The sequence below is a fragment of the Halomonas sp. DN3 genome (genome assembly GCF_024137905.1).
GTDB lineage: Bacteria > Pseudomonadota > Gammaproteobacteria > Pseudomonadales > Halomonadaceae > Halomonas > Halomonas litopenaei.
The window spans coordinates 54,361-70,519 of sequence record NZ_CP099965.1; the positions used below are offsets into that span (position 1 = coordinate 54,361).

The 16,159-nt window shown below is 64.5% G+C and carries 18 protein-coding genes; 16 read left to right on the top strand and 2 right to left on the bottom strand.

Features of this window, described 5'->3' with window-relative positions; all coding sequences use genetic code 11:
• Positions 1-13 precede the first annotated feature (13 nt).
• Together secB and NKF27_RS00205 are read left to right on the top strand one after the other, a co-directional pair.
• Positions 14-556: a protein-export chaperone SecB gene (gene secB, locus NKF27_RS00200; protein WP_045990989.1), complete on the top strand. Its 543-nt coding sequence runs from the start codon at positions 14-16 to the stop codon at positions 554-556.
• A complete protein-coding gene (locus NKF27_RS00205; protein WP_253554830.1) occupies positions 556-1,296 on the top strand; it encodes a 16S rRNA (uracil(1498)-N(3))-methyltransferase in 741 nt (246 codons plus the stop codon). Before secB ends, NKF27_RS00205 begins: the two co-directional genes overlap by 1 nt.
• A gap of 127 nt (positions 1,297-1,423) precedes the next feature.
• Here NKF27_RS00205 and NKF27_RS00210 read toward each other — a convergent pair whose 3' ends face one another.
• Positions 1,424-1,927, bottom strand: a complete 504-nt coding sequence (locus NKF27_RS00210; RefSeq protein WP_253554832.1) for a helix-turn-helix domain-containing protein — start codon at positions 1,925-1,927, stop codon at positions 1,424-1,426.
• Between the two features lie 154 nt (positions 1,928-2,081).
• On the opposite strand from NKF27_RS00210, the gene NKF27_RS00215 reads away from it, so the two are divergent.
• Genes NKF27_RS00215 through NKF27_RS00225 form a run of 3 tightly spaced genes read left to right on the top strand, consistent with a single transcriptional unit; the run spans position 2,082 to position 3,671 of the window.
• The gene (locus NKF27_RS00215; RefSeq protein WP_253554833.1) at positions 2,082-2,339 is read left to right on the top strand and encodes a DUF2938 family protein; all 258 of its coding nucleotides are present in this window, start codon (positions 2,082-2,084) and stop codon (positions 2,337-2,339) included.
• 38 nt (positions 2,340-2,377) lie between these two features.
• Positions 2,378-3,397: an IS30 family transposase gene (locus tag NKF27_RS00220; RefSeq protein WP_108450240.1), complete on the top strand. Its 1,020-nt coding sequence runs from the start codon at positions 2,378-2,380 to the stop codon at positions 3,395-3,397.
• 34 nt (positions 3,398-3,431) lie between these two features.
• Positions 3,432-3,671, top strand: a complete 240-nt coding sequence (locus NKF27_RS00225; protein WP_301271174.1) for a DUF2938 family protein — start codon at positions 3,432-3,434, stop codon at positions 3,669-3,671.
• A gap of 50 nt (positions 3,672-3,721) precedes the next feature.
• Here the strand turns inward: NKF27_RS00225 and NKF27_RS00230 are convergent, their stop codons facing one another.
• Positions 3,722-4,462, bottom strand: coding sequence for a FadR/GntR family transcriptional regulator (locus NKF27_RS00230; RefSeq protein WP_253554837.1), 741 nt, complete (start codon positions 4,460-4,462; stop codon positions 3,722-3,724).
• Positions 4,463-4,859: 397 nt separating this feature from the next.
• On the opposite strand from NKF27_RS00230, the gene NKF27_RS00235 reads away from it, so the two are divergent.
• The 11 genes from NKF27_RS00235 to NKF27_RS00285 all read left to right on the top strand — a co-directional run bounded on the left by NKF27_RS00235 (position 4,860) and on the right by NKF27_RS00285 (position 16,154).
• Positions 4,860-5,834 carry a TRAP transporter substrate-binding protein gene (locus tag NKF27_RS00235; RefSeq protein ID WP_213227491.1) on the top strand — a complete coding sequence of 325 codons (975 nt, stop codon included), beginning with the start codon at positions 4,860-4,862 and terminating at the stop codon, positions 5,832-5,834.
• A 4-nt stretch (positions 5,835-5,838) separates the two neighbouring features.
• Positions 5,839-6,471, top strand: a complete 633-nt coding sequence (locus NKF27_RS00240; RefSeq protein WP_253554838.1) for a TRAP transporter small permease — start codon at positions 5,839-5,841, stop codon at positions 6,469-6,471.
• On the top strand, positions 6,468-7,751 hold the full coding sequence (locus NKF27_RS00245) for a TRAP transporter large permease (RefSeq protein ID WP_108449618.1): 1,284 nt from the start codon (positions 6,468-6,470) through the stop codon (positions 7,749-7,751). Before NKF27_RS00240 ends, NKF27_RS00245 begins: the two co-directional genes overlap by 4 nt.
• Positions 7,752-7,788: 37 nt before the next feature.
• The gene (locus tag NKF27_RS00250) at positions 7,789-8,784 is read left to right on the top strand and encodes a 4-hydroxythreonine-4-phosphate dehydrogenase PdxA (RefSeq protein WP_253554839.1); all 996 of its coding nucleotides are present in this window, start codon (positions 7,789-7,791) and stop codon (positions 8,782-8,784) included.
• Positions 8,785-8,860: 76 nt separating this feature from the next.
• Positions 8,861-10,033: an L-rhamnonate dehydratase gene (locus NKF27_RS00255; protein ID WP_253554840.1), complete on the top strand. Its 1,173-nt coding sequence runs from the start codon at positions 8,861-8,863 to the stop codon at positions 10,031-10,033.
• A 7-nt stretch (positions 10,034-10,040) separates the two neighbouring features.
• Positions 10,041-11,042, top strand: coding sequence for an AraD1 family protein (gene araD1, locus NKF27_RS00260; protein WP_253554841.1), 1,002 nt, complete (start codon positions 10,041-10,043; stop codon positions 11,040-11,042).
• A 79-nt stretch (positions 11,043-11,121) separates the two neighbouring features.
• The gene (locus tag NKF27_RS00265; RefSeq protein ID WP_253554842.1) at positions 11,122-12,135 is read left to right on the top strand and encodes a TRAP transporter substrate-binding protein; all 1,014 of its coding nucleotides are present in this window, start codon (positions 11,122-11,124) and stop codon (positions 12,133-12,135) included.
• A 25-nt stretch (positions 12,136-12,160) separates the two neighbouring features.
• On the top strand, positions 12,161-13,156 hold the full coding sequence (locus tag NKF27_RS00270) for an amidohydrolase (protein ID WP_253554843.1): 996 nt from the start codon (positions 12,161-12,163) through the stop codon (positions 13,154-13,156).
• A 93-nt stretch (positions 13,157-13,249) separates the two neighbouring features.
• On the top strand, positions 13,250-14,245 hold the full coding sequence (locus NKF27_RS00275; RefSeq protein WP_253554844.1) for a TRAP transporter substrate-binding protein: 996 nt from the start codon (positions 13,250-13,252) through the stop codon (positions 14,243-14,245).
• A 59-nt stretch (positions 14,246-14,304) separates the two neighbouring features.
• Positions 14,305-14,877, top strand: a complete 573-nt coding sequence (locus NKF27_RS00280; RefSeq protein WP_253554845.1) for a TRAP transporter small permease — start codon at positions 14,305-14,307, stop codon at positions 14,875-14,877.
• On the top strand, positions 14,874-16,154 hold the full coding sequence (locus tag NKF27_RS00285) for a TRAP transporter large permease subunit (RefSeq protein ID WP_108449625.1): 1,281 nt from the start codon (positions 14,874-14,876) through the stop codon (positions 16,152-16,154). Before NKF27_RS00280 ends, NKF27_RS00285 begins: the two co-directional genes overlap by 4 nt.
• Positions 16,155-16,159 lie beyond the last annotated feature (5 nt).

A 16,159-nucleotide genomic window follows, 5' to 3' on the forward strand; every position in this document is an offset into this window, starting at 1 on the left:
AAGGATCTTTCTCATGGCAGACGACAACAACCAGAACGCTGGCGCCCAGGCCGCCGGTCAGCAGGATCAGGAAAAGCCGCAGGTGCAGTTCTCGCTGCAGCGCATCTACGTCAAGGACATCTCCTTCGAGGCGCCGAACTCACCTGGCGTCTTCGGTCAGCCGTTCAAGCCCAAGGTCGGCCTCGACCTGGACACCCGCAGCACCAAGGTCGCCGACGGCCTTTTCGAGGTGGTGATCAAGGTCACCGCCCAGGTCACCCACAGCGAGAGCGGCACCACCTGCTTCCTGGCCGAGATCGAACAGGCCGGCCTGTTCCGCATCACCGGCATCGAAGGTGACCAGCTCGACCACACCCTGGGTGCCTTCTGCCCCAACGTGCTGTTCCCGTACGCCCGCGAGTGTGTCGACAGCCTGGTCAATCGTGGCGGCTTCCCGCCGCTGATGCTGGCACCGGTCAACTTCGAGGCGCTCTACGCCCAGAAGAAGCGCCGCGAGGCCGAGCAGGGCGATGCTCAGGGCACTGCCCAGGGCGAGCAGGCGCCGACCGCCCACTGATGAGCGACGCCGCCTTCCAGGGCCCCCGCATCCACGTCGCCGCCGCGCTTGTCGCCGGCGGCGACGTCGTTCTGCCCGAAGGAGCCGCGCGACATGTGGGGCGCGTGCTGCGGCTCAAGCCCGGTGATCCCCTGGTGCTGTTCGACGGTCAGGGTCGCGAAGCCCGTGCCGACATCGCCGAGTCCGATCGCAAGAAAGTAAGCGTTCACATACTCGAGGTGCGCGATGGCAAAGGCGAATCGCCCTTGTCTGTGCACCTCGGCCAGGCGATCTCCAAGGGCGATCGAATGGACTACGCCATCCAGAAGGCGGTGGAGCTCGGCGTCGCCGCGATCACTCCGCTGTACACCGAGCACGGCGATGTGCGCCTCAAGGGCGAGCGTGAGGCAAAGAAGCTGGCCCACTGGCAGGCGGTGGCGGTGAGCGCCTGCGAGCAGTGCGGCCGCGCCACGGTGCCCGAGGTCAAGGCCCCGCAGTCGCTGAGCGAGTGGCTGGGCCAGCGTGACGAGGCGCTCAGGCTGGTGCTCCACCCGGGTACGCCAGGCGTGCTCGAGCGAGCCGAGCGCGTCGCCAGCGCCTGCGTGCTGATCGGCCCCGAGGGTGGCCTGTCCCCCCGCGAGGTCGAGGCGGCGACGGCACAAGGGTTTGCGGCGCTGACCCTGGGGCCACGGGTTCTGCGTACCGAAACCGCCCCGGTGGTGGCGATGACGCTTCTGCAATCGCGCTTCGGGGATATGTAAGTGCTTACTTTAGGTGCTCAGCGTCGTCCCGGCTGACCCGATCCGGCATCCTGATCCGCGTGTCGAAAAAGGCCCGGCTCCTGTTTCGAGGAGTCGGGCCTTTTTTGCGCTAGTGGCAGAGATCCGTTCAGCCATCTCGCCTCAGTCTTGTTCGTCCATGCTGGGTTCTCGCCTCTCTCGCCCCTCTCGCCCCTCTCGCTGCTTTTGCCCCTTTCGCCCCTTGTCGCCCAGGCCCCCGCGCTGACTGTTTGGCAAGCGCGATGCGCATCAGGCGCTGAAAGGTGGGGCAATCCAGGTGGCGAGGTGCGGTGCAGGTCATGGCATGGCGCAGGCCATCGCGGATCGCGCTCAATTGCTTGATGCGCCGGTCCAGGGCGTCCGCCTTGGCACCCAGTCTTTCGCGGTCGATGTCGGGTTTGCCTTCCTGGCCAAGCATGTCGCCTATCTCGGCCAGCGAGAACCCGGCTGCCTGTCCCAGGGCGATCAGCGACAGGCGTGACAGCACGTCCGGCGCAAAGACCCGCCGCAGCCCACTACGTCCGATCGAGCGGATCAGCCCGATCTCTTCGTAATAGCGCAGTTTCGACGCGGCGACGCCGCTTTGCCGGGAGACCTCGGAGATGTCGAGCATGGCGCTTGACCTCAAGTTTACTTGAGGTCGTAAGCTACTTCGGCTTTGCCTGAATCTGCAAGAGAGCGCGCGACCTTGCCGTCTCTTGATCCTCAGGATGCGTTTCTCTTCGATCGGCTCGACAGCGGGCTCTCTTTGCTGAAGGAGTAGTGCAGTGGCAGAACTTCTGGTTGATGCCCTTTGGCTTGGCGTGGGGGCGACCGCCTTCATGGATGTCGTCGCGCTGGTGCAGCGCCGGGTACTCGGCATTCCCTCCCTGGACTACGCCCTGGTGGGGCGCTGGCTGGGTCACCTGGCGGGAGGCACTATCGTTCATCGCCCCATCTCGGGAAGCGCGCCGATACGCGCAGAGGCGGCGCTGGGGTGGACGTTTCACTATCTCACGGGAGTGGTGTTCGGGCGGTCTCAATGAGCAAGTGCAACACCTGATCGATCAGGTACGCTATCGCTATGACGCATTGCTACCACCACCTTACTGCTGAAGAACGTGCCACCATCATGCTGATGCGTGAAGGTCACTCGATACGCTCCATCGCCAAGTTCCTTGGGAGAGCTGCCAGCACGATTTCTCGAGAACTGGCTCGGCATGCGGTACCTTCTCATGCTGGCTATGACGCCAGTCTGGCGGGTTTCAGGGCCACGCTGACGCGACATCGAGCACGACGACAATCGAAGTTGCGCCTTGGTACGCCTCTCTTCGATCTGGTGACCTACCTGTTGCGCAAGTACTGGTCTCCTAGGCAGATAGCCATCACACTGAAGCGCATGTATCCAAATGACCCTACACGTCAGGTCTCCCACGAGGCCATCTACAACGCGCTCTATGTGATGCCCCGAGGCTCGCTGAAAAAAGAGCTCATTGCTTGCCTTCGGCAGGGGAAGGGAAAGCGGCGTCCACGCAGTCGTGGCAAGGATCGTCGCCGCCAAATTCCTGACTTGGTCAGTATTCATCTCCGGCCGCCTGAGATCGAAGATCGGTTGATGCCCGGGCATTGGGAAGGCGACCTCATCATGGGGGCCAGCAACCGTTCTGCCGTAGGCACGTTGGTTGAGCGCACGACACGCTTCGTCATCCTGGTGAAAATGGACGGTACGACCGCGACGGATGCGATGGTCGGCTTTAGTGACAAATTGAACCGTGTTCCACGCTCACTACGGCTGTCGATGACCTACGACCAAGGGAGCGAGATGGTCAAGCATGCCGAAATAACCCAACGTACCGGGACAGCCATCTACTTCGCCGATCCACACAGCCCGTGGCAACGTGGGTCTAACGAGAATACCAATGGTCTGCTTCGACAGTATCTGCCCAAAGGAACGGACCTATCGACCTACACCCAGGAGGAGCTCGATGAGATCGCAGACTCACTCAATACCAGGCCTAGAGAGACGTTGAACGCCAAGACGCCTCTGGAGGTATACGCGGAGGTTCTCCAGAAGTCAGTGCCCGGATCTCCGGCACTCCAATAGTGTTGCGCTTGTAGGTTGAGACCGCCTCGCCCTGGTGTTTCTGGTACTTGTCGGATCGGATTGGCAGCAACGACCGGCGTTCGTGTCCGCGCTGGTGTTCGGTGTGGTGACGGTGCTCGCCCCGTTTCTGGTGCTGCAACCGGGGTTGGGCGCAGGCATCGCCGCGCGCAGGACGCCTCAGCCAAACATCGCCAGGCTTCGCAGCCTGACGGCACACGCAAGCTTTGGTATTGGCCTTTGGGTATCCGGGCTTGGGGGCATGCTCGCCTTCTAGCTTTCTAGCGGTTCTCTCCGGCTCGTCCCGGTGCGGGTTGCCAATGGGCGTTACTGCCCCTGGTCTTGCCCAAGCTTCGCCCGGGTGGTGCGGTAGACGCTGTCGAGGTGGGCCAGCATGGCGCGCTCGGCGGCGTCTGGGTCACGGCGCTGCAAGGCTTCGAGGATATGGCAGTGTTCGCGATAGCTGCGCTCGATGGCGCCGGGTTCGATCATCACCTGGCGGCGCACATTGAGGCCGTAGGCGTAGAGCTCCTCGCTGTAGCCGGCGAGGATCTCGTTGTGGGCGTACTCCGAGATCAGCTTGTGAAAGTTCTGGTCCGACAGCTGGAAGGGCACCGGGGAGTCGAACATCGCTGCCTGGGCCTCCAGCAACCGCTCCAGCCGCATAAGCCCATCGTCGTCGATGTTCATGGCGGCCTTGCGGGCAATGGCGGCCTCGACCACGATGCGGCTCTCGAACACGCTGTCGACGTCGTGTCGATTGACGGCGTGGCCCTCGTCGAAGCCATGCTGACGACGATAGGCCTCCAGTGCCTTGTCCGAGGCACACACCCGGGTCTTGGCCCCGTGGGACACGCTGATCAGGCCGTAGCCGCTGACCAGCGACATGGCGCCACGCACCGTCTCGCGGCTGACGCCGAACAGTTGCGCCAGGTCCCGCTCGCTTGGCATCACGTCGCCGTCGCGCAACAGGCCATCCAGAATCATGCCCACCAGCTTGTCCGCCAGTATGTCCTTTTTTGTCTTGTTCTTCAGGGTCTTCTCGAAGGCGAAGGCCGAGGTTTCCATGGCGTGGTCTCCCTGATGCGTCGGCGTTGCTCGACGATGTCGACCAAGCGTCTGGTGCTGCCGAGTCACGTGTTCGTCTCGCTATTGGTGTGGCCTAACCGGGACTTTCGATGGGGTCGTCGGCCTGGTTATCTGGTCTGAATGTTAGACCAGATCGTCACCTGTCGAAACTTACTCCTTGTCGTTTTCACTTATCTGCTAGACAAAGGTCTAGTTTTTGCTCGAACAGGTTGACTGGTCCGGAACACCCCGCCTAGATTTCGTTTCAACTGGTCTGGTAATCCAACCACTAGACCAGAGTGCGGCGGAGCTTCACCACGGCAGGGCCAGCAGGTGACTCCGGCGTCTTTCGCAGGCACCACCCATAACAACGACACAACGTCACAGGAGCACCTCCATGAACAAGTGCACGCTGACTCTCTCCGCTCTGGCACTGGCCCTGGCGTCCACCGCGGCCCAGGCCGACAAGATCGTCTTCGCCATCGGCGGGCCTCCCGGCAGTCTGCAGGGCCAGACCTCACAGTACTTCGCCGATGCCCTGCAGGAGCGTCTGGGCGACGCCCACGAGGTGGAGTACTACCACAGCGGCCAGATCGGCGATGAGCGCCAGCTGATCCAGAAGCTGCGCCTGGGCACCGTCGATCTGGCGGCGATCTCCTCGATCATGTCCTCGGTATCACCGAGCTTTGCGTTGTTCGACCTGCCGTTTCTGGTCAAGGATCGCGATCACCTGGTGGCCATCGACCAGAACATCGTGATGACCGACCTGGCCGAGGACGCCCGCGAGCAGGGGCTCGAGATCGTTTCGACCTGGGAGAACGGCTTCCGTCAGATCACCAACAACGAGCGTCCGATCAATGTGCCGGAAGACCTCGATGGCCTGAAGCTGCGCACCCCCCAGAGCGAGTGGCGTACCCGCATGTTCGAGACCTGGGGCGCCAACCCCACCCCGATGGCCTTCTCCGAGGTGTTCGTGGCGCTGCAGACCGGCGTCGTCGACGGCCAGGAGAACCCGCTCTCCAATATCAACGGGGCCAAGTTCCAGGAGGTGCAGGACTATCTGTCGCTGTCCAACCACGTCTATTCGCCGATCTGGCTGACCGCCGGCAAGGGCGGCTGGGAGAAGCTGCCTGAAGACGTGCGCAGCGCCATTCAGGAGGTGGCCGTGGAGACCCAGGGCTGGGCGCTGGCCAAGGGCGAGCAGCTCGACAGCGAACTGGTCTCGGTGCTCGAGGAGGGCGGCATGGCCGTCAACATGGTCGATCGTGGCGCCTTCGTCGAGGCCAGCGCGCCGGTGTACGAGGCCTTCGCCAACCAGGTGGACGGTGCCCAGGATCTGATCGACCGCGCCATGGCGCTGGCCGAAGAGTGAGCGAGTGCCTGCTTGCAGGGGCGCCCAGGTGGCGCCCCTTGCCGACCCGACCGTCCATCTGCATCCCCAGGAGATCGAGAGCATGACACCGCTCGATACCGCACGCCGCTGGCTGGAGCGCCTGCTCGAGTGCTTCACCGTCACCCTGCTGCTGACCTTGACCACCATCGTGCTGGTGGCGGTGGCGCTGCGCACCTTTGGCGGCAACCTGCCGTGGTACGACGAGGTGGCCTCCATCAACCTCGCCTGGCTGAGTTTCTACGGCGCCTGCCTGGCCGCGCTCAAACGCGCCCACATGGGCTTTCCCGGGCTGGTGGCCAAGGCCAGCCCCGGCCTTCGCAGTTCGCTGTTCGTGATCTCCGAGGCCATCGTCATCGGCTTCTTCGTGGTGGTTGGCTACTACGGCTACAAGGTATTGCCGATCCTGGCCTGGGACAGGCTGGTCGCACTGCCGTCGGTGGGGCTCGATGTGACCCAGTCGGTGATTCCGATCAGCGCTGCGCTGTTCATCCTGTGTGAACTGCTGAGCCTGCCGGTGGCCTGGAACAAGGTGCGCGCGGGCATCGACAGCGAGGAGGAGGCCATCGAGGAGGCCATCCGCATCGCCGAGGAAGACCTGAAGGAGCACCGCTCATGACTCTCTTGATCGTGATCGCCGCATTGTTCGCCCTGGTGCTGATCAATGTGCCTATCGCCGTGGCCATCGGCACCGTCGGGGTGGTCGGGGTCGCCGTCTTCATGGGCGTCGACTCCCTGGTCAACGTGCCGCTGACGCTGTTCACCGGAGCGACCAAGTTCCCGCTGATCGCCATTCCTCTGTTCATCTTCGCCGGGGCCCTGATGAATACCTCCGGCATCTCGCTGCGCCTGATCAACCTGGTCTCGGCCATGGTCGGTTTCGTGCGCGGGGGCCTGGCCATGGTCAACGTTGGCGTCTCGATGTTCTTCGCCGAAATCTCTGGTTCGGCGGTGGCTGACGTGGCCGCCACCGGTTCGGTGCTGATCCCGGAAATGAAGCGGCGCAAGTACAACGCCAACTTCTCGGCGGCGATCACCTCGTCGTCGGCGTCGCTGGCGATCATCATCCCGCCGTCGCTGTCGATGATTCTCTACGGCGCCATCGCCGATACCTCTATCGTCAAGCTGTTCGTGGCCGGCATCATCCCGGGCATCCTCGGTGGCGTCGGGCTGGCCCTGGCCTGCTACTACTACGCGGTGAAGTACGATCTGCCGCGGGAAGAGGCGTTCTCTCTGTCGCGCCTGGGCAAGGCCTTCAAGGACGCCTTCTGGGCGCTGACCCTGCCGGTGATCATCCTTGGCGGTATCTTCGGTGGCTTCGTCACCGCCACCGAGGGTGCGGGCATCGCGGTGCTGGCGGCGCTGCTGATCGGCGGCCTGGTCTACCGCGAACTCAATCTCAAGATTCTTTACCGCGCGGTGATCGAAGGCGTCATCCAGACCGCGGTGGTGATGCTGCTGGTGGCGACCTCGGCGGTGCTGGGACTGTTTCTCACCGAGATGCAGTTGCCCCAGGAGCTGGCGCGCCAGATCACCGCCATCACCAGCGATCCCGTGGCCGTGCTGGCGCTGCTCAACATCCTGCTGCTGCTGCTCGGCATGTTCCTCCACGGTGCCGCCGCGATCATTCTGGTGGTGCCCATCGTGATGCCGCTGGTACAGCAGATTGGCATCGATCCGATCCACTTCGGCCTGATCCTGACGCTGAACCTGGCGATCGGCCAGCAGACACCGCCGGTGGCCTCGGTACTCGCCACTTCCTGCTCCATCGCCAAGACCGACATGTGGGAAGTCACCAAGGTCAATCTGCCGATGATCTTCGTGCTGTTCGTGGTGCTGATGCTCGTCACCTATGTGCCGGCGATTCCCATGAGCCTGGTACATGCCTTCTACGGCTAGTGCCCGCATGCCTCCAACCCGACAAGGAAACCCTGACATGACCCAGACGACTCCCGTGATTGCGTTGACCCTCGGCGACCCTGGTGGCATCGGCCCGGAACTGGTGGCCAAACTGCTGGCCGAGGGCGAAGCCACCCAAGACTGCCACACCGTGCTGATCGGTGACCGCTGGCTGTGGCAAGAAGGCCAGCGGGTGGCCGGGGTGAGCCTCGAGCTGCCCGAGGTGACAAGCTTCCGCGAGGCGCGCGATCACGCCGGCCCGGTATTTCTCGAGATGGACACGGTGTCCCGGGACCAGACGGCCTACGCCGAGGCCAACGCCGCCGGTGGCGCCTCGGTGCTGGCGGTGCTCGAGCGCTGCATCGAGGCCAACAAGGCTGGCGAGGTCGACGGCATCTGCTTTGCGCCGCTCAACAAGTACGCCATGAAGCTCGGCGGCCTGGGCCACGAGGACGAGCTGCACTGGTTTGTCGAGAAATTCGGCGTGACCACCTTCTTCAGCGAGTTCAATACCCTGGGCACGCTGTGGACCTCGCGCATCTCGTCGCATATTCCGCTCAAGGAAGCGCACACCTACGTCACTGAAGATCGCATCATCTCCGCTGCCACCCTGATCTACGACACCCTCAAGAAGGCCGGCTTCGACGCGCCCAGGGTCGGCGTCGCCGGCTTCAATCCCCACGGTGGCGAGGGCGGCACCTGCGGACGCGAGGAAGTCGACATCATCGCGCCTGCGGTGGAGAAGTGCGTGGCCCAGGGCTACCCCATCGTCGGTCCCTATCCCGCCGACACCATTTTCCTCAAGGCCCGCGACGGCGATCTCGACGCGGTGGTGACCATGTTCCACGACCAGGGCCAGATCGCCATCAAGATGCTGGGCTTCGATCGCGGCGTGACCATCCTCGGCGGGCTGCCGGTACCGGTGGGCTCCCCGGCCCACGGTACTGCCTTCGATATCGCAGGCCAGGGCAAGGCCAATCTGACCCCGACGCGCAACGCCTCCAACCTGGTCAAGGCCATGTGCCAGCACTGACACGGCGCCGGGGCGGCGGCCTGATCAGTGCCAGGTCGCGGTCCCGCGGCACAATAACAAGGCAACAGGAATCGACATGAAGATCACCAACGTACGCACCCGAGTGTTCGAGTGGAAGGGCCACACCGTCGCCCCCCAGGCGCACTTCTGCTCCAACGCCATGGACGAGCTGTGGGACAAGGGCGACTCCATGGGCACCTTCCGCTTCCACGGCTGGACCACGGTAGAGGTGGAGACCGACAGCGGCATCGTCGGGCTCGGCAACGTGGCGCTGGCGCCGCGCATCGCCAAGGCCATCATCGACCAGTACCTGGCGCCGCTGGTGGTGGGCCAGGACCCCTTTGACTACGAGTACCTGTGGCAGCGCATGTACCGCTCGACCCACGCCTGGGGGCGACGCGGTATCGGCATGGCGGCCATCTCCGGCGTCGACATCGCGATCTGGGACATCATGGGCAAGGCCGTCGGCAAGCCGGTGTTCAAGCTGCTCGGCGGGCGCACCAAGGAGAAGATCCCCTGCTACGCCTCCAAGCTTTACCGCACCGACCTCGACGAGATGCAGCGCGAGGCCCAGTCCTACCTGGACCAGGGCTTCAAGGCGATGAAGATGCGCTTCGGCTATGGCCCCAAGGACGGCCCGGAGGGGGTGCGCGAGAACCTCAACAGCGTGGCCGCGGTGCGTGAGGTGATCGGCGACGACATCGACCTGATGCTCGAGTGCTACATGGGCTGGAACCTGGAGTACGCCAAGCGCATCCTGCCCAAGCTCGAGCGTTTCGAGCCGCGTTGGCTCGAGGAACCGGTGCTGGCCGACGATGTCGACGGCTACGCCGAACTCAACGCCTTGACCAGTATCCCGATCTCCGGCGGCGAGCATGAATTCAACCACTATGGCTTCCGCCAGTTGCTGGAGAAGCGTGCGGTGTCGGTGGTCCAGTATGACACCAACCGGGTGGGCGGGATCACCGCTGCACGCAAGATCAACGCCATTGCCGAGTCCTTCAGCGTGCCGGTGATTCCCCACGCCGGCCAGATGCACAACTACCATCTGACCATGTCGACCCTGGCCTCACCGATGGCGGAATTCTTCCCGGTGCACGACGTCGAGATCGGCAACGAGCTGTTCTATTACCTGTTCAAGGGCGATCCCGAGCCGGTCGATGGCTTCCTCGACCTGGACGACGACCTGCCGGGCCTGGGGCTGGAGCTCAATGAAGAGTACTTCGACCAGTTCACCATCATCGAGTGAGGCGACCATGCGCGTGATTCAATTTGACGACCAGGGCCGCCTGCGCGCGGCCAAGGTCATAAGCCCCGAGCAGGTGGTGCCCATCGCCGTCGAGGACGGTGTGCTTGGCCTGGCGCGGATTGCCATCGACCAGGGCGCCTCGCTCGAGAGCGTGATCGAGGCCCGTCTCGAGGCGACGACCCTCGACTATCAGACGCTGGTCGACGAAGGCCGGCTACTGCCGCCGGTGACCCACCCGGACCCGGCCCACTGCCTGGTGACCGGCACCGGCCTGACCCATCTGGGCAGCGCCGATACCCGCAGCGCCATGCACGCCAAGATCGAGGGGGCCAGCGAGGCCGAGCTGACCGACTCCATGCGCATGTTCCAGATGGGCGTGGAAGGCGGCAAGCCGGGCCCCGGCGAGAGCGGCGCCCAGCCGGAGTGGTTCTACAAGGGTGACGGGCGCTGGGTAGTAGCGCCGGAAGCCGCGCTGCCGTCGCCGGCATTCGCCGAGGACGCCGGCGAAGAGCCTGAACTGGTGGGGCTCTACATCATCGGCCCGGACGGGCGTCCGTATCGGATCGGTTTCGCCGTCGGCAACGAGTTCTCCGACCACGTCACCGAGCGCCACAACTATCTGTGGCTGGCCCACTCCAAGCTGCGCGCGTGCAGCTTCGGCCCGGAGCTGGTGATCGGCGAGCTACCCGACCACCTGGAAGGCGTCAGCCGCATCACCCGTGGTGGCGAGGTGCGCTGGGAGAAGCCGTTTCTCACCGGCGAGGCCAACATGTCCCACAGCATTGCCAACCTGGAGCGTCATCACTTCAAGTACGACGGCTTCCGCCAGCCCGGCGATGTCCATGTGCACTTCTTCGGCACCGCCACCCTGAGCTTCGCCGACGGTATCCAGGTGGCGCCTGGGGATCGCTTCGAGATCGAACTGCCTGCCTTCGGGCGTCCATTACGTAATCCGCTGGCTCAGGAAGAGGCAGCCCCCGAGGCCGAGATTCGGCCTAGCGTGCTCTAGGCGCCGACGAGCGTCGAGCAGGTCGCTGCCACGCCGGGAAGGCGTGGCGGTGTCTTCCACCTCAGACGAGGTCCCGACAATGACAAAGCCCCTGAACGCCCTTGCTCCAACGGTTCGTTTCACCGCACTCGCCGCCCTGGCCGGTGTACTCTCGCTGGGCGCCGCCTCGGTGTCCGCCGCGACCCTGACCTTCGCCCATACCCACCCGGTGCAGGACGCCCAGCACAAGGCCGCCGAACACTTCGCCGAGCTGGTCAAGGAGGGTAGTGGCGGTGAACTCGACGTGCGCGTCTTCCCGAGTGGCCAGCTCGGCAGCGATACCGCCCTGGTCAGCGGCGTGCGCAGCGGCAGCGTCGACATCGCGCTGACCGGCAACCCCTACTACACCGGTCTGGTGGGTGAGCTCAACGTGCTCGACCTGCCGTTTCTGTTCGACGACTATGCGCACGCCTATCGGGTGCTGGACGGCGAGGTCGGCCAGTCGCTGCTCGACAAGCTCGGCGAGCACGACATGACGGGCCTCGCCTTCTGGGAGATCGGCTTTCGCAACCTCACCAACTCTCGTCGAGCGGTGGAGTCTGCCGCTGACATCGAGGGACTGAAGCTGCGCACCACGCCGAACCCGGCCCATATCGCCGCCTTCCAGGCGCTCGGTGCCAATCCCACCCCGATGCCCTTCACCGAGCTGTTCACCTCGCTCGAGACCCGCACCGTGGACGGTCAGGAGAACCCGGTCAGCCTGATTCGTTCGGCCAACTTCTACGAGGTCCAGGATCATCTGTCGTTGACCGCTCACGCCTACACCGCTGCGCCGCTGGTGATGAACAAGGCGCGCTTCGACGGACTCAGCGAGGAGCTTCAGACCCTGTTGGTGGAATCCGCACGCGAGGCTGCCAGCTACGAGCGCGAGCTGCTTGCCGAAGGCATGGCCGATGACCTGGCCTTCCTCAAGGACCAGGGCATGCAGGTGGTGGAAGCCCCGGATCGCGACTCCATGCGCGAGGCGGTGGCCGACCCGGTGCAGGCAACCTTCGCCGACGAGTACGGCAGCGAGCTGATCGACGCCATTCTGGCCGCCAAGGCCGCCGAATAGCCTGGCGACAGACAGGAGAAGGGCGATGCATCTGCGAAAGGCGCGTCAGCGCTTTCTGGACAGCGGCGATGACCGGGACCTGCCGATGGTGGACGCCCATCTGCACTTCTGGGACCCGACGCACAACTACCATCCCTGGCTGTGCGACGAGCCGATGATCCCGTTTCGCTACGGCGACTACGGGGCCATCCGGCGGCCCTTTCTGCCCGACGAGTATCGTCGGCTGGCAGGCCCCCACCGGGTGATGGGCTGCGTCTACATGGAGGCCGAGTGGGCGCAGGGCCAGGCGGTGGAGGAGGCGGCTTGGATCCAGCAGTTGCACGAGGCAACGGGCTGGCCCGACGCCATGCTGGCCCAGGCCTGGCTCGATCGTGACGATGTCGAGGACCAGCTGGAGGCGCTGTCGCGCTTTGCGCTGGTCAAGGGCGTGCGCCACAAGCCGGCGAGTCTGCCGCAGGAGGACTATCGGCCGGGCCATGGCCTGGCCGGCTCACTGGAGTGCCCGCGTTACCAGGCAGGGGTGGCGTCGCTGGCGCGGCGTGGCTGGATCTTCGAGCTGCAGGTGCCCTGGTGGCATCTGGGCGAGCTGGTGGCGCTGCTTGAGCGTCATCCCGAGATGCCGGTGGTGATCAACCACGCCGGCGTACCCGGGGACCGCGCGCCGGCCACCCTGGCCGGCTGGCGTGAAGCGCTGGCGAGGGTCGCGCCCTTTCCCCAGGTCATGCTCAAGCTGTCTGGTATCGGGCTGCCTGACGCACCCTGGCGGCTCGCCGACAACCGCGAGCTGTTGTGCACCGCCATCGCGCTGTTCGGCCCCGAGCGCTGCATGTTTGCCAGCAACTTCCCGGTGGACAGCCTGGTCGTCGATCTCGCCGAGCTGTTCGACGCCTTCAAGGCGGTGAGCGCGGACTATACCCGGGAGCAGCGCCTGGCGATGTTCTGCGACAACGCCCTGCGCTGCTATGGCCTCGACGGCGACGCGTTCAGCGTCACCAGTGACGATGCCGGTGCTGCTGGGTGACAGCCGCCGTCCTGGCTGAGCGCTCGGCGACAACGGCTCGCGCATCGAAACGAATAATGCATAAAAAGCAATAACATAAAAGGAAGCCCCAAGATGAAGATGATAAAGAAGGCACTACTCACTTCGTTGCTGACGGCCGGTCTCGGTCTCGCCATCACCAGTCAGGCAGCGGTCACCGCACGCATGGGAACCAGCCTGCCCGACACCCATCCCCAGACCCTGGGCGCCAACAAGTTCGCCGAACTGGTCGAGGAAAAGACCGGAGGAGAGGTCAAGGTTCAGGTGTTCAGCAACGGTATCCTCGGCAACGACGTCAACATGACTTCGATGCTGCAGGCAGGCACCCTGGCCTTTACCGCGCCGTCCACCGCCACCCTGGCGAGTCTCAACCCCAACTTCAGCATCGTCAGCCTGCCGTTCCAGTTCGACGATAGCGAGCACGCCGACGCGGTGCTCGACGGCCCGGCCGGGCGCGACCTGCTGGCCAGTCTCGACGACAAGGGCCTGGTCGGCTTCGAGTTCTGGGAAAACGGCTTTCGCCACATCACCAACAGCCGCCGTCCGGTGCAGACCGCCGAAGATGTCGAGGGGCTGAAGATCCGTACCATGCAGAACGAGCTGTACATCGACATGTTCAATGGCCTCGGTGCCAACGCCGTGCCGATGCCGGTCAACGAGCTGTTCACCGCGCTGGAGACGCGCACTGTCGACGGCCAGGAAAACCCCTACAGCGTGATCGACACCAAGCGCTTCTTCGAGGTCCAGCAGTACCTGTCCCAGACCGCCCACGCCTACGACGCCCAGGTGTTGATCGGCTCGAAAAGCTTCCTGGACAGCCTCAGCGACGAGCAGCGCCAGGCGGTCAGTGAGGCCGCCCGCGAGGCCACCCTGTATCAGCGCCAGGCCAGCCGTGAACTTAACGCCAGCCTGCTGGCGGAGCTGTCCGACAAGATGGCGATCAACGAGGTACCGCTGGAGCAGCGTCGGGCCATGGGCGAGCGTCTGGCACCGGTGATCGAGGCGCACCGCAAGGCGCTCGGCGAGGACTTCGTCGCCGAGTTCGAAAAGGCCCTGGCGGACGCCCGCTGAGGTTGACGTGGAAACCTTCGGGGCGGCGTCGCCGCCCCCTCCTTCAGGAGGTCGACGCCATGTCGCAATCCTCTCGTTCCACTCATTCCACCCCGGAGCACCGAGGCGAGGGCGACAGCGCCGGCTCCGCGACGTTTCTCGCGCGACTGTCGCGTTGGACCGAGCGGCTGCTCAACGCTCTGATGGTGATGGCGCTGGTGGTCATGATCGCGCTGGTGTTCACCAACGTGGTGCTGCGCTACGGCTTCAACAGCGGCATCTCGGTGAGCGTCGAGCTGTCGCGCTTCCTGTTTGTCTGGGTGACCTTTCTCGGCACCGTGGTCTGCCTGATGCGTCATGAGCACCTCAGCGTCACCACCTTCAGCGATCGCCTGCCGGCGCCGCTGCAGGCGGTGCTGGCGCGGCTGGTGACCCTGGTCATGCTCGGCTGCTGCCTGATGCTGCTCAAGGGCAGCTATGCCCAGACGCTGCTCAACTGGAGCAATGTCTCGCCGATCAGCGGCATACCGGTCGGCGTCTTCTACTTGGCCGGACTGGTCGCCGGTGCGCTGATGTCGGTGATCCTGGTCTTCCGGCTGTTGGCCCCGGCCTCGCTGTTGCGGCCGGCCCCGTCCGTGGAGGGGCTGTCATGACCATCGGACTCTTTCTGACCTCGCTGCTGGCCTCCATCGGGCTCAGTCTGCCGATCGCCTTTGCGCTGCTGGTCAGCGCGGTGGTGCTGATGCTGCACCTGGGACTGTTCGACTCCCAGATTCTGGCCCAGAACCTGGTCAACGGCGCCGACAGCTACACCCTGCTGGCCATTCCGTTCTTCCTGGTCGCCGGCGAAGTGATGTCGCGCGGTGGCCTGTCCAAGCGCATCGTGGTGCTGGCGATGAGCCTGGTCGGCCATCGCAAGGGCGGGCTCGGCTTCGTCGCCATCTTCGCCGCCATCGTCATGGCCAGCCTGTCCGGCTCAGCGGTGGCGGACACCGCAGCGCTTGCCAGCATGCTGCTGCCGATGATGCGCGAGGCCGGCTACCCGCTGGGGCGTTCGTCGGGGCTGATGGCGGCCGGCGGCATCATCGCGCCGATCATTCCCCCGTCGATTCCGCTGATCATCATCGGCGTGGCCGGCAGTATTTCGATCACCAAGCTGTTTTTGGCCGGCATCGTGCCGGGGCTGATCATGGGCGTGACCCTGGTGCTGATGTGGCTGTTCATGACCCGCAAGGAAGACCTGGTGGTGGCCGAGAAGGCCACCGGCAAGGAGCGCCTCAAGGCGCTGCGCCAGAGCTTCTGGGCCATGCTGCTGCCGGTGATCATCATCGGCGGGATCAAGACTGGCATCTTCACCCCCACCGAGGCGGGGGTGGTGGCCGCGGTCTACGCCATCCTGGTATCGACGCTGATCTATCGCGAGCTGAGCCTTGCCCAGCTCTACCAGGTGCTGGTGCAGGCGGCGCGCTCCACCGCCGTGGTGATGTTCCTGATCGCCGCCGCCAGCGTGGCGTCCTGGCTGATCAGCATCGCCCAGCTGCCGATGATGGTGGCGGACCTGCTGTCGCCGCTGGCCGATGACCCGCGCCTGCTGATGCTTGCCATCATGGCCATCGTGCTGATCGTCGGCATGGTCATGGATCTGACGCCGACCATCCTGGTGCTGACCCCGATCCTGATGCCGATCGTCAAGATGGCCGGTATCGATCCGGTCTACTTCGGCATCATGTTCGTGCTGAACTGTGCCATCGGTTTGATCACCCCGCCGGTGGGCAATGTGCTCAACGTGATCACCAGCGTCGGTCAGCTCAAGTTCGAGAAGGCGGTGTCCGGCGTCATGCCTTTCGCCCTGGCCTACGTGGTCATCCTGCTGCTGTTCGTGGCCTTCCCCCAGATCATCACCGCGCCGCTCTACTGGCTGGCCGGTTGAGGAGA